Origin of the sequence: Sporosarcina sp. P33, from assembly GCF_002077155.1 — a bacterium.
Classification (GTDB): Bacteria; Bacillota; Bacilli; order Bacillales_A; family Planococcaceae; genus Sporosarcina.
In genome coordinates this window covers 1095014-1110104 of sequence record NZ_CP015027.1, presented here as the reverse complement: position 1 = coordinate 1110104, position 15091 = coordinate 1095014, and the positions used below count along the sequence as shown (strand labels likewise).

Here is a 15091-nt window from a genome sequence, read left to right as displayed (position 1 = left end):
TAATGGGTTATTTCAGAAAATAGAAAAAGGTGAGCAAATGAACGAAAGAAAGAAATTACTTCAAGTTAAGGATTTGCAAACGACCTTTTTCACGGATTCAGGGGAAATTCCAGCAGTAGATCACGTGGACTTTTATGTAAGAGAAGGGGAAGTCTTGGGGATTGTAGGGGAATCCGGCTGTGGAAAGAGTGTAACCTCACTGTCTATTATGCAGTTAGTTCCAAATCCTCCCGGCAAAATTACTGGAGGGGAAATCCTCTTTGAAGGCCAGGATCTTCTCAAAAAATCCGAAAAGGAAATGAGGAAAATTCGCGGGAATGATGTAGCGATGATTTTCCAGGAGCCTATGACATCATTGAATCCGCTATTTACAATTGGCAATCAGATGTCGGAAGCGATTTCCCTGCATGAAAAGAAATGGTCGAAAAAGCAAATAAAAGAGCGGGCAATTGAGATGTTGAAATTAGTCGGACTGCCCCGTTCAGAAGAAATTATGAAAGAATATCCGCATCAGCTTTCAGGCGGTATGCGTCAGCGTGTGATGATTGCGATGGCACTGGTTTGTGATCCCAAAGTCCTCATTGCAGATGAACCGACAACAGCATTGGATGTAACGATTCAGGCCCAAATTCTAAAACTGATGCGCGAACTCAATGAACGCATGAATACAGCGATTCTATTAATCACGCATGACTTGGGAGTTGTGGCGGAAACTTGCGAACGTGTCGTAGTAATGTATGCAGGCCAAGTGATAGAGGAAGCGACAACCGAAGACATATTTGAAAATCCGTGTCATCCTTATACGCGGGGGCTAATTCAGTCGGTGCCGGATATGCGGGATAAAAAAGACCGTCTCTATTCTATTCCGGGCAATGTGCCGAAACCGGGCTCCATCGAAAAGGGCTGCAGATTCGCAGCAAGGTGTGAAAGCGCTTTCTCCAGGTGCTGGGTGCAAACTCCGGAACTATATCAAAACGCTGACAATCACCAGACCAGATGCTTTTTATATGACGGGCAAGAAGGGGTGACGGGCACAGATGAACAAGCCGCTGCTGAGAGTTGAAGGATTAAAAAAGTATTTTCCGATTCATAAAGGATTGATCGGCAGAACTGTCGGCTATGTCAAAGCAATCGACGATGTTTCATTTCATGTAAATGAAGGTGAGACGCTCGGCATTGTAGGTGAAAGCGGCTGCGGCAAATCAACGACAGGCCGGACAATCATGCAGCTGCTTGAACCGACAGAGGGCGTCGTAGAGTTCCAAGGAAAAGATTTGACAAAACTGCCGGCGAATGAAGTGCGGAAAGTCCGTCGGGATATCCAGATGGTGTTTCAGGATCCGTATGCTTCATTAAATCCCCGCCATACAATCGGAAAAATATTAGAAGAGCCGCTCATTGTTCACGGCATCAGCAACACAAAAGAACGCCGAAAAAAAGTTGTGGAATTCTTGAAGATTGTCGGACTGAGCGAATATCATGCGAAACGCTATCCGCATCAATTCAGCGGGGGACAGCGTCAGCGAATTGGCATTGCGCGTGCATTGATGACCAACCCGAAATTAATTATTGCGGATGAACCGGTCTCTGCCTTAGACGTATCCATACAGGCACAGGTTTTAAATTTGATGCAGGATCTGCAGAAGGAATTCAATTTGACGTATATCTTCATTGCACATGACCTCGGGGTCGTTCGTCATATCAGTGACCGTGTAGCAGTCATGTACTTAGGGAAAATTGTGGAGATTACAGAAAGCGAAAAGCTGTATGCAAATCCTCTTCATCCTTATACTCAGGCCTTATTATCCGCAGTGCCTGTGCCGGATCCGAATTATCATAAGGAACAAATCATTATAGAAGGCGATATGCCCAGCCCGGCGAATCCGCCGAGCGGCTGTTCATTCCACACCCGCTGTCCTTTCAAGATGGATGTTTGTACGAAAATCACCCCTGTGTTAACAGAGGAAAGTACCGGTCATTCTGTTGCCTGCCATCTCTACACGGCGGAAGGCGACGATGATATAGAAAGACAAAAACAATTGGAGGGATCTGTATGAGAAAAGGGAGATTGTGGTCGTTCGCGCTGATCATGCTTCTTGTATTGTCAACGGCACTGGCAGCCTGTTCCGGCGGCGATGACAAAGAAGGAAGCACCGGCAAGGACAAAGACACTGCAGACAAAGGGGGCAGTGAAAATAAGACTTTGGTATTTGGACGAGGCGGAGATTCAACATCTCTTGACCCATCCCGTGTTACAGAAGGGGAAACATTTAAGGTAACAGTGAATTTATTTGAAACATTGCTGAACTTTGGGGAGCAGGATACGACAGTTCAGCCGGGTCTTGCAAAAGAGTACGAGACAAGTGAAGATGGCTTAACATATACATTCCAATTACAAGAAGGCGTGAAGTTCCACGACGGCACAGACTTCAATGCGGAAGCAGTTGTTAAAAACTTTGAGCGCTGGGCTAATGGAGATTCAGATACATTCCCATACTATAACTCGATGTTTGGCGGTTTCAAAGATGACGAAGAGCACGTAATCGAATCTGTAACTGCAGATGGAGATTCAACAGTCATCATTACATTGAAGCGTCCGCAGGCACCATTTTTGAAAAATATCGCCATGAGCATGTTTGCGATTTCAAGTCCGACAGCTTTTGAAAAGGGCGATGACGAATATGAGCGCAACCCTGTTGGCACAGGTCCATTCAAGTTTGTAGAGTGGAAGCCAAATGAAACGATCACCATTGAAAAGAACGAAGACTATTGGCAGGAAGGACTTCCGAAATTGGATCGCGTTATTTTCCAGTCTATCCCGGATAACTCTGCGCGTCTGAACTCTTTACTTTCTGGTGAAATTGATTTGGCAGACGGGATTAATCCGGCTGACGGTCAGAAAATTGAAGACAACGACAAATTGCAGTTATTTGAGCGTCCTTCTATGAACGTGGGGTACCTTGGGCTGACAGTAACCCGCGAGCCGTTTGATAAAAAAGAAGTGCGTCAGGCAATGAACTATGCAATCGATAAGCAGACAATCATTGACTCATTCTTTGAAGGGCGCGCGGAAGTCGCAAAGAACCCGATGCCTTCATCTATTTCAGGTTACAATGATGAAATTGAAGGATATGAATATGATCCTGAAAAAGCAAAAGCGCTATTAAAAGAAGCAGGTCTTGAAGATGGATTTGAAATGGAACTTTGGGCAATGCCTGTTCCGCGTCCATATATGCCAGACGGAACGAAAGTGGCTGAAGCCATTCAGAGTAACTTGGCTGACGTCGGAATCAAAGCAAAAATCGTTTCGTATGAGTGGGCAACGTACCTGGATAAAGCAAGCAAGGGAGACGCAGATGCGTTCATGCTAGGCTGGACAGGTGATAACGGTGACGCGGATAACTTCCTGTATGTCCTATTGGATGAAGATAATATCGGAAGCAATAACTACACATACTTCAAGAACGATAAAACACATAAACTATTCCTAGAAGCACAGACAGAAGTAGACGAAGACAAGCGTAATGAGTTATACAAGGAAGCTCAGGAAATTCTTCACGAAGAAGCTCCATGGGTGCCGCTTGCTCACTCCATTCCATTGTTGGGCGGAGCAAAAGAATTAACTGGTTTCGTTCCTCATCCTACTGGGTCTGATTTGTTATCCAACGTAGAATTCAAATAAGCACGATGTAAATTGTATGGATCGAGAAGAGGGAGAATTCAGCATTCTCCCTTTCTTTGGTTGAAGAGATAAGAGCCGGAGGGGTGAAAGAGTTGTTCAACTATACGATTAAAAGACTTTTGCAGCTAATTCCTGTCCTGCTTGGTATGACATTTTTAGTATTCATGCTGATACGTGCAATACCCGGTAATCCGGCACAAGTAATTTTAGGGCAGCAGGCAACAAAAGAAGCGGTAGAAGCACTGACGATTAAACTGGGTCTCGACCAGCCTTGGTATACGCAGTACTTCAGTTATCTGGGCGGTATTTTAAAAGGTGACTTAGGGGAATCCATGCGTACGCGACTTCCTGTGGCGGACGAAATTTGGCCTTATTTGGCGGCTACGCTAGAGCTGGCATTATTTGCAATGGTTATTGCAGTAGTTATAGGTATCAATGCAGGCATTATTTCTGCCTGGTTCCAAAATTCATGGTTTGATTATTCAGCAATGGTATTGGCATTAATCGGCGTATCCATGCCGATCTTCTGGCTGGGATTAATGGGGCAGTGGGCATTTGCCATTGAATTGCAATGGCTGCCGACAACGGGCCGTGAAAATGTCCGGGATCCTGTTTCAGCCATAACCAATTTATACATAATTGATACGATAATCCAGGGCAGGTTTGATCAATTATGGGAAGTCCTTAAACATTTGATTCTGCCCGGATTAGCACTTGCAACAATTCCAATGGCGATTATCGCCAGGATGACGCGTTCGAGTATGCTTGAAGTAATGCGTGCTGACTATATTCGTACGGCACGGGCAAAAGGTCAAAAAATGTTTTGGGTAGTGTATAAGCATGCGCTGAAAAATGCGGTGATTCCCGTATTGACAGTTATTGGTCTTCAGATGGGTTTGCTTCTGGGAGGGGCCATTCTGACAGAAACCATCTTTGCCTGGCCCGGAATCGGACGCTATATCTATGATGCAATTAACTTTAGAGATTATCCTGTCATTCAATCAGGAATCCTCATCGTGGCATTTATCTTCGTAATGATCAATCTGTTTGTCGATTTACTGTATGGACTGATTGATCCGAGGATTAAGTATGATTGAGGAAGGAGGAACAGTTCATGTCAGAATTAACGCCTAAGGTAGATGGAGCGGCAGAAGCGCAGCTGGAAAAGACAACAGGACCTTGGCGGGAAGCTTGGATAGGTTTTCGCAAAAGTAAAGTGGCGGTCGCAGGAGCATTTATCGTATTATTTTTCATTTTGCTTGCACTCTTCGGTCCGCTGGTCACAAAAGAAGGGATCAATGAACAGCTGATGGCAGATCGACTGCAGCCTCCTTCTTCAGAGTATTGGTTCGGAACGGATGACTTTGGCCGTGATATCTTCTCGCGTATTATTCACGGTGCGCGAATTTCATTATCTGTAGGATTCTTCTCTGTAGTCGGCTCAATTGTAGTGGGAAGTTTCCTTGGTATTATCGCAGGTTATTATGGACGCTGGGTGGATACGATTATCTCGAGGATCTTCGATATCATGCTCGCATTCCCTTCGATTCTGCTGGCGATTGCGATTGTATCTGTCTTGGGACCAAGTTTGCGCAACGCATTGATTGCCATTGCGATCATCAACGTACCGAACTTTGGCCGGTTAATACGATCCAAAGTGCTGAGTATTAAAGAAGATGAATATATTACAGCGGCAAAGGCGATTGGTATGAAAGATTTTCGCATTTTGTTTTCGCATATATTGCCCAACTCGATGGCACCGGTTATCGTTCAGGGAACGTTAGCGATTGCTACAGCGATTCTGGAAGCAGCAGCACTCGGTTTCCTCGGTCTGGGAGCAGAGGCGCCGTATCCGGAATGGGGAAAAATGCTGGCAGACTCCAAAGATTACTTGCAAAATGCTCCATGGACGATGATTTTCCCGGGTCTTGCGATTATGCTCACTGTGTTAGGCTTCAACTTAATGGGTGACGGCTTGCGTGATGCACTGGATCCGAAGATGAAGAGTTAAAATGTAACAATAAATGATTGCTGAATGATAAGTTTTCATATTACGGCAAAGTCTGATACTGGGACTTTGCCGTATTTTTTTGGGAAAAACAGCGGGCGCCGCAATCACGGGCAGGTATGGTGTACAACCAATTTTTAACCAGTTTATTCAGTCGGTAATCAGGGAATGATGATAACAAATTGATGATGGGATGAGGTGGAGAAACTGAATAAAGTATTTACTGTCATGGCGTTTACAGGAGTACCTTTAGTGTTTATAGCGTCACTCTTGAATTGGCCAGATTTGTGGATGTTTGCGCTATGTTGTTACAGTATTATTGCACTGGCTGGATTCATTGGAAGAGCAACAGAAAGTTTAGCGATTGTCAGTGGACCGCGGATTGGCGGTTTATTAAATGCAACATTCGGCAATGCGGTAGAACTCATAATTTCAATATTTACATTGAAAGCCGGATTGATTGCAATCGTACTGGCATCGTTGACAGGTTCTGTTTTAGGTAACTTATTATTGGTTCTAGGTCTATCTTTTTTCGCAGGTGGTTTGAAGCATAAAAGACAGAACTTTAATATTTTCGATGCTCGATTTAATTCTGCATTATTGATTTTTGCGATTGTCGTGGCATTTGTGATTCCGGAAGTCTTCTCGATGACGATGGATACTAAAACAGGTCTGAATTTGAGTATTGGTATTTCCATCATACTCATCCTGATTTACTTGGCAGGTCTGGTGTTTAAGTTATTTACACACCGAGGCGTATTCGGTTCCGAAAATCATGAAACAGATGAAGTGCCGGAATGGACAAAGAAGAAATCCATAGTGGTACTATTAGTTGCAACAGTAGCCGTTGCATATGTTTCTGAAAAACTCGTGCATACATTCGGGACATTGGGTGAAAAGTTTGGCTGGACAGAATTGTTTATCGGTGTCATCATCGTCGCAATCGTTGGAAACGCGGCAGAGCATTCATCTGCAATTACATTGGCAATGAAAAATAAGATGGATGTATCGGTCGAGATTGCAATCGGTTCTACATTGCAGATAGCAATGTTTGTAACACCGGTGCTTGTCCTGATTTCGTTATTGATGCCTACTGCAATGCCGCTTGTATTCACCTGGCCTGAGTTGATTGCCATGATTACCGCCACATTTCTGGTCGTCAATATTTGTCATGACGGGGAGTCAAACTGGTTTGAAGGGCTCGTGCTATTTTCAGCCTACTTAATCATGGGTATCGGATTCTTCTTATTATAAGTAAAAAACCGGTTCGCTTACATAAAAGCGAACCGGTTTTTATTATGATAGGCGCTGCCTGAAATCTTCATAGCCGAATTGTTTTACGACGTTGATGTTATTATCCGCAGTATGCAGGACGATAGACGGCAGGTTGACACCATTAAATGTATTGTTTTTTACCATAGAATAATGCGCCATATCGCAAAATACCAGTCGGTCGCCTGGCTGCAGCGGCTGATCGAACGAATAGTCGCCGATCACATCACCTGCAAGACATGTCGGACCGCCTAAACGATACGTATGTGCTTTTTCATCAGGCTTTCCCGCACCGATAATTTCGGGACGATAAGGCATTTCGAGAACGTCTGGCATATGGCACGAAGCTGATGTATCAAGAATGGCAATCGGCATGCCGTTATGCATGGTATCAAGCACGGTGGCAACGAGGAATCCTGTGTTGAGTGCAACGGCTTCGCCTGGCTCCAAGTACACATCAAGCTGATACTTATCCTGCATAAATCGAATGGAGCGGATTAATGTTTCGATATCATAATCAGGACGTGTAATATGATGGCCGCCCCCGAAATTGATCCACTTCATCTTCTGTAAATAAGGACCAAACTCTTCATCAATAATTTGAATCGTGCGCCATAACGTATCAGAGTTTTGTTCACACATCGTGTGGAAGTGCAGTCCGGTGATGCCATCCAGCTCATCTGCTTCAAAGTTCTCTAATGTGACACCGAACCGCGAGAATGAAAAGCAAGGATTGTACATATCTGTTTCAATCTCTGAGTATTCGGGATTAATCCGGATGCCGCATTCAATCGGCTGATCATGCCTCTGCACACGGTCCTTGAATTGCTTCCACTGCGCAAATGAATTGAACACCAGATGATCAGAATAACGCAGAATGTCATCAAACTCATCTTCGTGGAAAGCCGGAGCGTAGGTGTGCACTTCTTTACCCATCTCTTCGTAACCGAGACGCGCTTCAAATAAACCGCTTGATGTCACCCCGTGTAAATACCGGCCAATTAACGGATAAACTTCAAACATGGAAAAACCTTTTTGCGCAAGCAGAATTTTACATCCCGTTTGATCAATGACTGATTTCATTTTTTCTAAATTCGCGAGCAACAGTTTTTCGTCAACGACATAGCTGGGTGAAGGAACTGCTTGTATATCAAAGTTCATAGTAATCTCCTCAGTCGATCAAAGTAGGATTAAAATCCTCGTGCCAAGGTAATCCATATTCATTCAATGCTTCCATGAATGGATCTGGATCAAATTCTTCAATATTGAAGACACCTGGTTTTTTCCACTTGCCTGTTAGCATCATCATGGCGCCAATCATAGCAGGCACACCTGTAGTGTAAGAAATAGCCTGTGAGCCTACTTCGCGGTAACACTCCTGATGATCGCAAATATTATAGACGTAATATGTTTTTGGTTCGCCGTCTTTCGTGCCTTGATAAATACAGCCAATATTAGTCTTTCCTTTTGTGCGTGGTCCCAGGGAAGCAGGGTCAGGCAGAACCGCTTTCAGGAATTGCAGCGGAACAATTTGCTGTCCCTCAAATTCGATTGGCTCAATGGATGTCATGCCGACGTTTTCCAGCACGCGAAGATGCGTCAAATACTTTTCGGAGAATGTCATCCAGAATCGAATTTTCTCTACTCCTGTAATATTCTTTGCCAGCGATTCCAATTCCTCATGGTATAACAGATAGACATCTTTTGGTCCGATTTCAGGCAGGTCATAGACACGTTTCACTTCAAGAGGTTCGGTTTCGATGAACTCTCCTTTTTCGTAGTATCGGCCGTTTGCTGTGATTTCACGGATGTTGATTTCTGGGTTGAAGTTCGTAGCAAACGGATATCCGTGATCACCGGCGTTGGCATCCACGATATCAATCGTATGAATCTCGTCAAAGTAATGCTTCAATGCGTAGGCAGAGAATACGCCTGTTACACCGGGATCGAAACCGCTGCCGAGTAATGCGGTAATGCCCGCTTCTTCAAATTTCTCTTTGTATGCCCATTGCCACTTATACTCGAATTTCGCAGTGTCGAGCGGCTCGTAGTTTGCTGTGTCAAGATAGTCCGTTTTTGTTTCAAGACAAGCGTCCATGATTGTCAAATCTTGATAAGGCAATGCAACGTTGATAACGATGTCAGGTTTGAATTCATTGATTAACGCAACCAGTTCAGGCACGTTATCCGCATCCACTTGTGCAGTTTGGATTTTGGTGCGGCCGCCGTCCAGTTTTTCTTTTAACGCGTCACATTTAGACTTTGTACGGCTTGCGATACAGATTTCTTCAAATACATCCGGTACTTGGCAACACTTATGCGCGACGACAGATGCTACGCCGCCTGCTCCAATAATTAATGCTTTACTCATTATTGACACCACCAATTTCATTATTTTTATTTATTGCTATGGTTAGTTCACGCAACACTTTACAGGCAACGGCGGTTGACACGCCGCTTTGGTCATAGACAGGGGACAGCTCGTTAATATCACAGGCGACAATATTCAGGCCGCTGACTGTTAAAATCGCCTGCAGCAGTTCAACGAAACTTACACCGCCTGCTTCGGGTGTACCGGTTCCGGGAAATACGGAAGGATCCAGCACATCCAGATCAATTGTTAAATACACAGGTTTTCCCTGCAGCTTTGCCGCTGTATCTTCGAGACCGTCAAAATTAAATTTATTCATAAACACATGCTGCTTGGCTGCCCATTCGAATTCAGGACGGTCGCCGGAACGGATGCCGTATTGAAAGATTTTCTTATCACCAAGCAAGTCCCAAATTCTGCGTATGACTGTAGCATGGGACAGACGCTGATCCAAATAATCTTCACGCAAATCGGTATGTGCATCGAATTGGATGACATGCAAGTCAGGATATTTTTTAGCAGCCGCACGGACAGCGCCCAATGTCACCAAGTGTTCGCCGCCGATCATGCAAGGGATCTTTTCATCTTTCAGAACTTGCGCAGTGAATTCTTCGATCTGTGCCAATGCGCGTTCAGTGTTGCCGAAACTGAGTTCCAGGTCGCCGCCGTCAAATAACGCGAAATCCGTCAAATCTGCATCCTGATACGGACTGTATGTCTCGAGTCCGAATGATTCGCTGCGCATCACTTTACTGGCGAAGCGCGTACCCGGTCTAAACGATGTGGTTGAATCAAAAGGTGCTCCGAAGATGACAAAAGATGATTCCTCATAATCTGCTTCAAAACCTAAAAAGGTTTCAATATTTTTATTCAGCATGGATCAGCAGCTCCTTTACATAATTCGGCAATGCAAAAGAGCCGACGTGCAGTTTGGGATTATAATACTTTGTTTGTAAACCGAGAGCATTCCAGGCATCCGCATTCAAATCATCCACTGGATCATATTTTTTGGATGCAAATCCGAACAGCCAATGTCCGGAAGGGTAGGTTGGAATATGCGCCTGATAAACTTTCGAGACCGGGAAGAATCCCGTGATGCTTTTATGCGCGCGCTGCATTCCGCGTGCATCTTCCGCATAAAATGGACTTTCATGCTGATTCACTAGAATCCCTTTTTCATTCAGCGCCTTATAGCAATTACCGTAAAACTCTTTTGTGAAGAGGCCCTCTCCCGGCCCGAATGGATCGGTAGAGTCTACAATAATTAAGTCATAGGAATTCTCTTGCTGACGTACAAATTTCAGACCATCCTCAAAATAGAGATGCACGCGCGGATCTGTCAGCTGTGCGGCGGTCTGCGGCAAAAACTTTTGACATACCTCCACGACTTGCTGATCGATTTCAACCATGTCGATTCGTTTGATTGACGGGTATCTCGTTAATTCACGTACAGTTCCTCCGTCGCCCGCACCGATGACGAGCACCTTTTCAATCGATGGATTGGTCGCCATCGGAACGTGAACAATCATGTCGTGATAAATGAATTCATCTTTTTCCGTCACCATGACATAGCCGTCTAAAGTTAAAATCTTCCCGAACTCAGTCGTCTGGAAGACATCAATTTTCTGGAATTCACTCGTCGCCGTATAAAGATGTTCCTCCACGCGAATGGAAAAACGGGTATGCGGTGAATGATCTTCTGTAAACCATAAATTCATCGGGTGTCCTCCTTCACTACGTTAATCCGTTCGACTTGCGTATCCTCTGTCCCTGTCAGGAAACACCCCTTGTCCTTGCAATAGCCGATATACGCGATGATTTCATCTGTGATCCGTTCTCCGGGCGCCACGATCGGAATGCCGGGCGGGTAGCACATGACGAATTCGCTTGCGATGCGTCCCGAAGATTCTGTTAACTGCAGTACTTCCTTGTCTGCATAAAATGCCTGCTGGGGCGTCTGGACAATTTCAGGAGTAATGTATTCATGATCGAATAAAGAGCCCGAATCCTTTTTATAGCGCCGTTTAATTTCTGCCAGGGCAGCAACTAGCCGTTCAAGGTCAAGCGTCCGGTCTCCGACGGAAATATAAGCAAGTATATTCGCCACATCTCCGAATTCGATTTGAATATCATACTCATCACGCAAAATATCGTACACTTCAATGCCGGCCAGTCCGATTTGGCGTGTATGGATCGATAATTTTGATTCATCAAAATCATAGACGGTATCACCGTTGATCAGCTCTTTGGAATAGGCATAATATCCTCCGATCTGATTGATTTCATCACGGGTGTACTGTGCCATTCTGATGACCTTATCGAAAATTTCCTGTCCGTGCAGCGCCAGATTCTTACGTGATATATCGAGAGATGACATCAAAAGATATGACCCGCTCGTTGTTTGTGTCAAGTTAATAATCTGCCGCGTATAGCCTTCACTCACTCCGTTATTAATCAGTAAAAATGAACTCTGGGTAAGTGAACCGCCGGATTTGTGCATACTGATAGAGGCCATATCCGCACCGACTGACATTGCGGAAGCTGGCAATTTGTCGTTGAAATAAAAATGCGTGCCATGTGCTTCATCCACCAGCACCAGCATATCGTGCTCATGGGCAAGATCCGTTATTGCCTGTAAATTGGAGCAAATCCCGTAGTACGTCGGATTGTTAATCAGAATCGCTTTCGCATCGGGGTGATCCATGATGGTCTTTTTCACTTCATCCACCGACATGCCAAGCGGAATTCCGAGGTCCTGCTGCACGCCGGGGTTCACATAAATCGGCACGGCCCCGCTTAAAATCAGCGCATTGATCGCACTGCGGTGTACGTTGCGCGGCATAATGATCTTTTCTCCGGCTTTACAGGCGGTCATGACCATTGCCTGAACAGCGGACGTAGTCCCGTTGACGAGCAAAAATGCATGCTTTGCACCAAAAGCATCTGCCGCCAATTCTTCAGCTTCGCGGATGACAGATACAGGGTGGCATAGGTTATCGAGCGGCTTCATGGAATTTACATCATGATGCAGACAGCTTTCTCCGAGGAAGTCGGCCAACTCTCTGTTGCCTCGTCCGTGTTTGTGCCCTGGTACATCAAACGGCACGACACGTGCTTCCTGATACTGCTGCAATGCTTCCTTAATAGGAACGCGGTGTTGTGATCGTGTCAATGTTCTCTCCTCACTCATTTTCATAGACGTTGGAACCGCTGTATATTTCAATCATCTCTTTCCGCAGATTATGCGAGATTTGAAGACGTTCTTTTGGAGGCAGCTCCGAGACATCTTTATTGAACAGGTATTCCTGCAAATCAATTTCTTTAATTAGCAGCTTAGTATGGAAAATATTCGCCTGATAGACATTAATATCAATCGCATCGTATTTTTCCAGCGTCTTTCTGTCGATGAAATCCTGAATCGATGTCATGGCATGATCCATGAACAGCTTTTTACCGTCAACAGAACGTGTAAATCCCCGTACGCGATAATCGGCTGTAATAATATCTGAGTCAAAACTCCCGATCAAATAATCTAATGCCTTCAACGGCGAGATCTCCCCGCACGTAGAAACATCAATATCCACCCGAAACGTCGCAATGGAATTATCGGGATGATACTCGGGATACGTATGGACGGTCACATGGCTTTTATCTAAATGACTGACGACGGAATCTTTATCGGGAGGAAAAGGAATGGCTCCCTGATTACAGGACGGGTCTATTTGTGATGCGGGAAATTTCTCTTCTGAAATCATCAGCGTCACACTGGCTCCCTGCGGGTCGTAGTCTTGTTTACTGACATTCAATACATGAGCTCCGATCATCTCGGTCACATCATATAAAATCTTCGTTAATCGTTCCGAATTATATTGCTCATCGATATAGGCGATATACTCACTTTGCTCCCGTCTACTTTTCGCATAGCTCACGTCATAAATATTGAAGCTAAGAGTTTTGGTGAGGTTGTTAAAGCCGTAGAGCTTCAGCTTATTTTCCAACCGTAACATACGTCCTTTCTGTATATAATCTTTGAAATTCGTGATTGCATGAAAAAAGATCTCCCTCCAATCCACATGAAAAAGCACAAACATGACAGATTGGAGAGAGACCTTTACTCTGTTTCGCTTGTATATATAAGTATAGAGATGAACTCTACTCCATTACATAACAGGTGATTTGGGTGGCATGATGCTCACAGGTTTACTCTTCCTAAATTAAAAAACTTATGAAATTGTCTTCATTATAAAGGAAAATGAATAAAAAACAAATACTTTTTTGCAGAAAAAAATAAAAAAGTTGCAGTACCCCTTGTAAAGTTAGAATTCTTTGAATTATTATCTGAACTGCTTTACGATATGGTATAGAATACATAACTACATTTTCTGGAGGTAACGAAATGAATGAAACGAAAGTGGATTATCTGGAAAGATTACGGCAGGATTTTGAGTCAAGTCCATTTTGGAAGTTTATTGGTACACAAATACAAAAATTAGAAGAAGGCGATGTGGAATTATATTTACCTTATCGAGAAGACTTTGATAATATAAGCGGCACTATTCACGGCGGAATATATATGTCTATTTTGGACACGACGATGGGCGTGCTTTGCCGGTCACTTGGCACGGATGAAATTGCAACTATTCAGATGGCTACGAATTTCTTGAAGCCGGTCGTTCAGGAAGCGGTCTATACAAAGGCATCTGTCATCAACAGAACACGAACTACCGCATTGGTGGAAGGAAAACTGTTTAATGAACGGGATGAGTTAGTTGCCTTTTGTACCGCCACATTTAAGTTGAAATGACGTATGCACATGACCTGATTTTTGGCCAAGGAAGGTTCCGTTATGAATAAGAAAGCATTTTATTTGGGATTATTCACTGTTACCGCATGGGGATCAAGTTTCGCGGCTATCCGGGTAAGCTTGCTCGGGGGATATTCACCGGGCCATTTAGTCTTAACAAGATTTCTGGTTGCTTCATTCGTATTCATTTTGTATGCACTGTGGCCAGGGACAAAAATTCGCTTCCCGGCACGCCAAGATCTATGGAAAATACTGCTGCTAGGATTCGCGGGCATCAGTATTTATCATTTTGGCTTAACGTACGGAGAGCAAACAGTATCAGCTGGCACAGCCGGCCTGTTCATCGCCACTGTCCCCATTTTCACTTCGCTGATCGCGGTTTTATTTTTACATGAAACCATCAGCAGACTTGGGTGGATCGGTATGGCAATTGGTTTAGCAGGAGTCGCGCTGATAACAGCCGGAAGTGCAGAAGGAACACTTGAAGTTTCAGCCGGTGCCTGGTTTATTATCGCTGCTGTTATTTCAACTTCTATTTTCTTTGTCTTTCAAAAGCCTTTATTTAAACGCTACACACCGGTTGAACTGACGGCATATTTCACTTGGGCAGGTACATTGCCATTTCTCTATTTCACACCGGGATTACTTAATGAAATCCAGGGAGCCACGCTTGAGGCGACATTGTCGACAGTCTATATGGGGATCATCCCAGCGACTATTGCTTATGTTACATGGTCTACTGCACTGTCACTTGCTGACGCGGGTGCTGTCTCCAGTCTTCTCTACATAGAGCCGGTTATTGCGATTATAGTAGCCTGGGTATGGCTGCAGGAGCTGCCGAGCGGATTGTCAGCGATTGGCGGATTGATCGCGATTCTTAGCGTTATTGCCGTTAACTGGGAAGCCATGCGCCGTCCCGGCACTGCAATAAAAAGCAGCCAGGCATGATTGCAT

14 protein-coding genes are annotated in these 15091 nt (G+C 44.5%); 8 read left to right on the top strand and 6 right to left on the bottom strand.

The genetic code is table 11. From position 1 onward, the window contains the following. Positions 1–37 precede the first annotated feature (37 nt). The 6 genes from SporoP33_RS05645 (at position 38) to cax (ending at position 6944) form a co-directional block, all read left to right on the top strand. Positions 38–1063, top strand: coding sequence for an ABC transporter ATP-binding protein (locus SporoP33_RS05645; RefSeq protein WP_081242813.1), 1026 nt, complete (start codon positions 38–40; stop codon positions 1061–1063). Continuing rightward, positions 1038–2057, top strand: a complete 1020-nt coding sequence (locus tag SporoP33_RS05640) for an ABC transporter ATP-binding protein (RefSeq protein ID WP_081242812.1) — start codon at positions 1038–1040, stop codon at positions 2055–2057. The genes SporoP33_RS05645 and SporoP33_RS05640 overlap by 26 nt, the downstream gene beginning before the upstream one ends. Next, positions 2054–3682, top strand: coding sequence for an ABC transporter substrate-binding protein (locus SporoP33_RS05635; RefSeq protein ID WP_081242811.1), 1629 nt, complete (start codon positions 2054–2056; stop codon positions 3680–3682). The genes SporoP33_RS05640 and SporoP33_RS05635 overlap by 4 nt, the downstream gene beginning before the upstream one ends. A 92-nt stretch (positions 3683–3774) precedes the next feature. Next, a complete protein-coding gene (locus SporoP33_RS05630) occupies positions 3775–4779 on the top strand; it encodes an ABC transporter permease (protein WP_081242810.1) in 1005 nt (334 codons plus the stop codon). Between the two features lie 17 nt (positions 4780–4796). After that, a complete protein-coding gene (gene nikC / locus SporoP33_RS05625; RefSeq protein WP_081242809.1) occupies positions 4797–5693 on the top strand; it encodes a nickel transporter permease in 897 nt (298 codons plus the stop codon). 225 nt (positions 5694–5918) lie between these two features. Next, complete coding sequence (gene cax, locus SporoP33_RS05620; protein WP_231293332.1) at positions 5919–6944, top strand: calcium/proton exchanger; 1026 nt, start codon at positions 5919–5921, stop codon at positions 6942–6944. A 42-nt stretch (positions 6945–6986) separates the two neighbouring features. Here the strand turns inward: cax and nspC are convergent, their stop codons facing one another. The 6 genes from nspC to speD are packed head-to-tail and all read right to left on the bottom strand — an operon-like array spanning position 6987 to position 13340. Then, positions 6987–8123, bottom strand: a complete 1137-nt coding sequence (gene nspC / locus SporoP33_RS05615) for a carboxynorspermidine decarboxylase (protein WP_081242808.1) — start codon at positions 8121–8123, stop codon at positions 6987–6989. A gap of 10 nt (positions 8124–8133) precedes the next feature. Further along, entirely contained in the window at positions 8134–9333 is a 1200-nt protein-coding gene (locus SporoP33_RS05610; RefSeq protein WP_081242807.1) for a saccharopine dehydrogenase family protein, read from the bottom strand. Then, the gene (speB, locus tag SporoP33_RS05605; protein WP_196796862.1) at positions 9326–10210 is read right to left on the bottom strand and encodes an agmatinase; all 885 of its coding nucleotides are present in this window, start codon (positions 10208–10210) and stop codon (positions 9326–9328) included. The genes SporoP33_RS05610 and speB overlap by 8 nt, the downstream gene beginning before the upstream one ends. Beyond that, positions 10200–11051, bottom strand: coding sequence for a polyamine aminopropyltransferase (gene speE, locus SporoP33_RS05600; RefSeq protein WP_081242806.1), 852 nt, complete (start codon positions 11049–11051; stop codon positions 10200–10202). Before speE ends, speB begins: the two co-directional genes overlap by 11 nt. Further along, positions 11048–12523, bottom strand: coding sequence for an aminotransferase class I/II-fold pyridoxal phosphate-dependent enzyme (locus SporoP33_RS05595; protein ID WP_099662749.1), 1476 nt, complete (start codon positions 12521–12523; stop codon positions 11048–11050). The genes speE and SporoP33_RS05595 overlap by 4 nt, the downstream gene beginning before the upstream one ends. Further along, positions 12516–13340, bottom strand: a complete 825-nt coding sequence (gene speD, locus SporoP33_RS05590) for an adenosylmethionine decarboxylase (protein WP_081244763.1) — start codon at positions 13338–13340, stop codon at positions 12516–12518. The genes SporoP33_RS05595 and speD overlap by 8 nt, the downstream gene beginning before the upstream one ends. A 389-nt stretch (positions 13341–13729) precedes the next feature. Here speD and SporoP33_RS05585 point away from each other — a divergent pair, with 389 nt between their 5' ends. Together SporoP33_RS05585 and SporoP33_RS05580 are read left to right on the top strand one after the other, a co-directional pair. Then, positions 13730–14137 (top strand): PaaI family thioesterase, encoded by a 408-nt coding sequence (locus SporoP33_RS05585; RefSeq protein WP_081242804.1) that lies wholly within the window; start codon positions 13730–13732, stop codon positions 14135–14137. A gap of 42 nt (positions 14138–14179) precedes the next feature. Beyond that, entirely contained in the window at positions 14180–15085 is a 906-nt protein-coding gene (locus SporoP33_RS05580; RefSeq protein WP_081242803.1) for a DMT family transporter, read from the top strand. Positions 15086–15091 lie beyond the last annotated feature (6 nt).

Excerpts from the sequence above, each read along its gene's own strand:
- SporoP33_RS05640 (WP_081242812.1), top strand. The coding sequence starts at position 1,038 with ATGAACAAGCCGCTGCTGAGAGTTGAAGGATTAAAAAAGTATTTTCCG.
- SporoP33_RS05580 (WP_081242803.1), top strand. The coding sequence starts at position 14,180 with ATGAATAAGAAAGCATTTTATTTGGGATTATTCACTGTTACCGCATGG.
- SporoP33_RS05585 (WP_081242804.1), top strand. The coding sequence starts at position 13,730 with ATGAATGAAACGAAAGTGGATTATCTGGAAAGATTACGGCAGGATTTT.
- SporoP33_RS05595 (WP_099662749.1), bottom strand. The coding sequence starts at position 12,523 with ATGAGTGAGGAGAGAACATTGACACGATCACAACACCGCGTTCCTATT.
- nspC (WP_081242808.1), bottom strand. The coding sequence starts at position 8,123 with ATGAACTTTGATATACAAGCAGTTCCTTCACCCAGCTATGTCGTTGAC.
- speB (WP_196796862.1), bottom strand. The coding sequence starts at position 10,210 with ATGCTGAATAAAAATATTGAAACCTTTTTAGGTTTTGAAGCAGATTAT.
- SporoP33_RS05645 (WP_081242813.1), top strand. The coding sequence starts at position 38 with ATGAACGAAAGAAAGAAATTACTTCAAGTTAAGGATTTGCAAACGACC.
- cax (WP_231293332.1), top strand. The coding sequence starts at position 5,919 with ATGGCGTTTACAGGAGTACCTTTAGTGTTTATAGCGTCACTCTTGAAT.
- speD (WP_081244763.1), bottom strand. The coding sequence starts at position 13,340 with ATGTTACGGTTGGAAAATAAGCTGAAGCTCTACGGCTTTAACAACCTC.
- SporoP33_RS05610 (WP_081242807.1), bottom strand. The coding sequence starts at position 9,333 with ATGAGTAAAGCATTAATTATTGGAGCAGGCGGCGTAGCATCTGTCGTC.
- nikC (WP_081242809.1), top strand. The coding sequence starts at position 4,797 with ATGTCAGAATTAACGCCTAAGGTAGATGGAGCGGCAGAAGCGCAGCTG.
- SporoP33_RS05635 (WP_081242811.1), top strand. The coding sequence starts at position 2,054 with ATGAGAAAAGGGAGATTGTGGTCGTTCGCGCTGATCATGCTTCTTGTA.
- speE (WP_081242806.1), bottom strand. The coding sequence starts at position 11,051 with ATGAATTTATGGTTTACAGAAGATCATTCACCGCATACCCGTTTTTCC.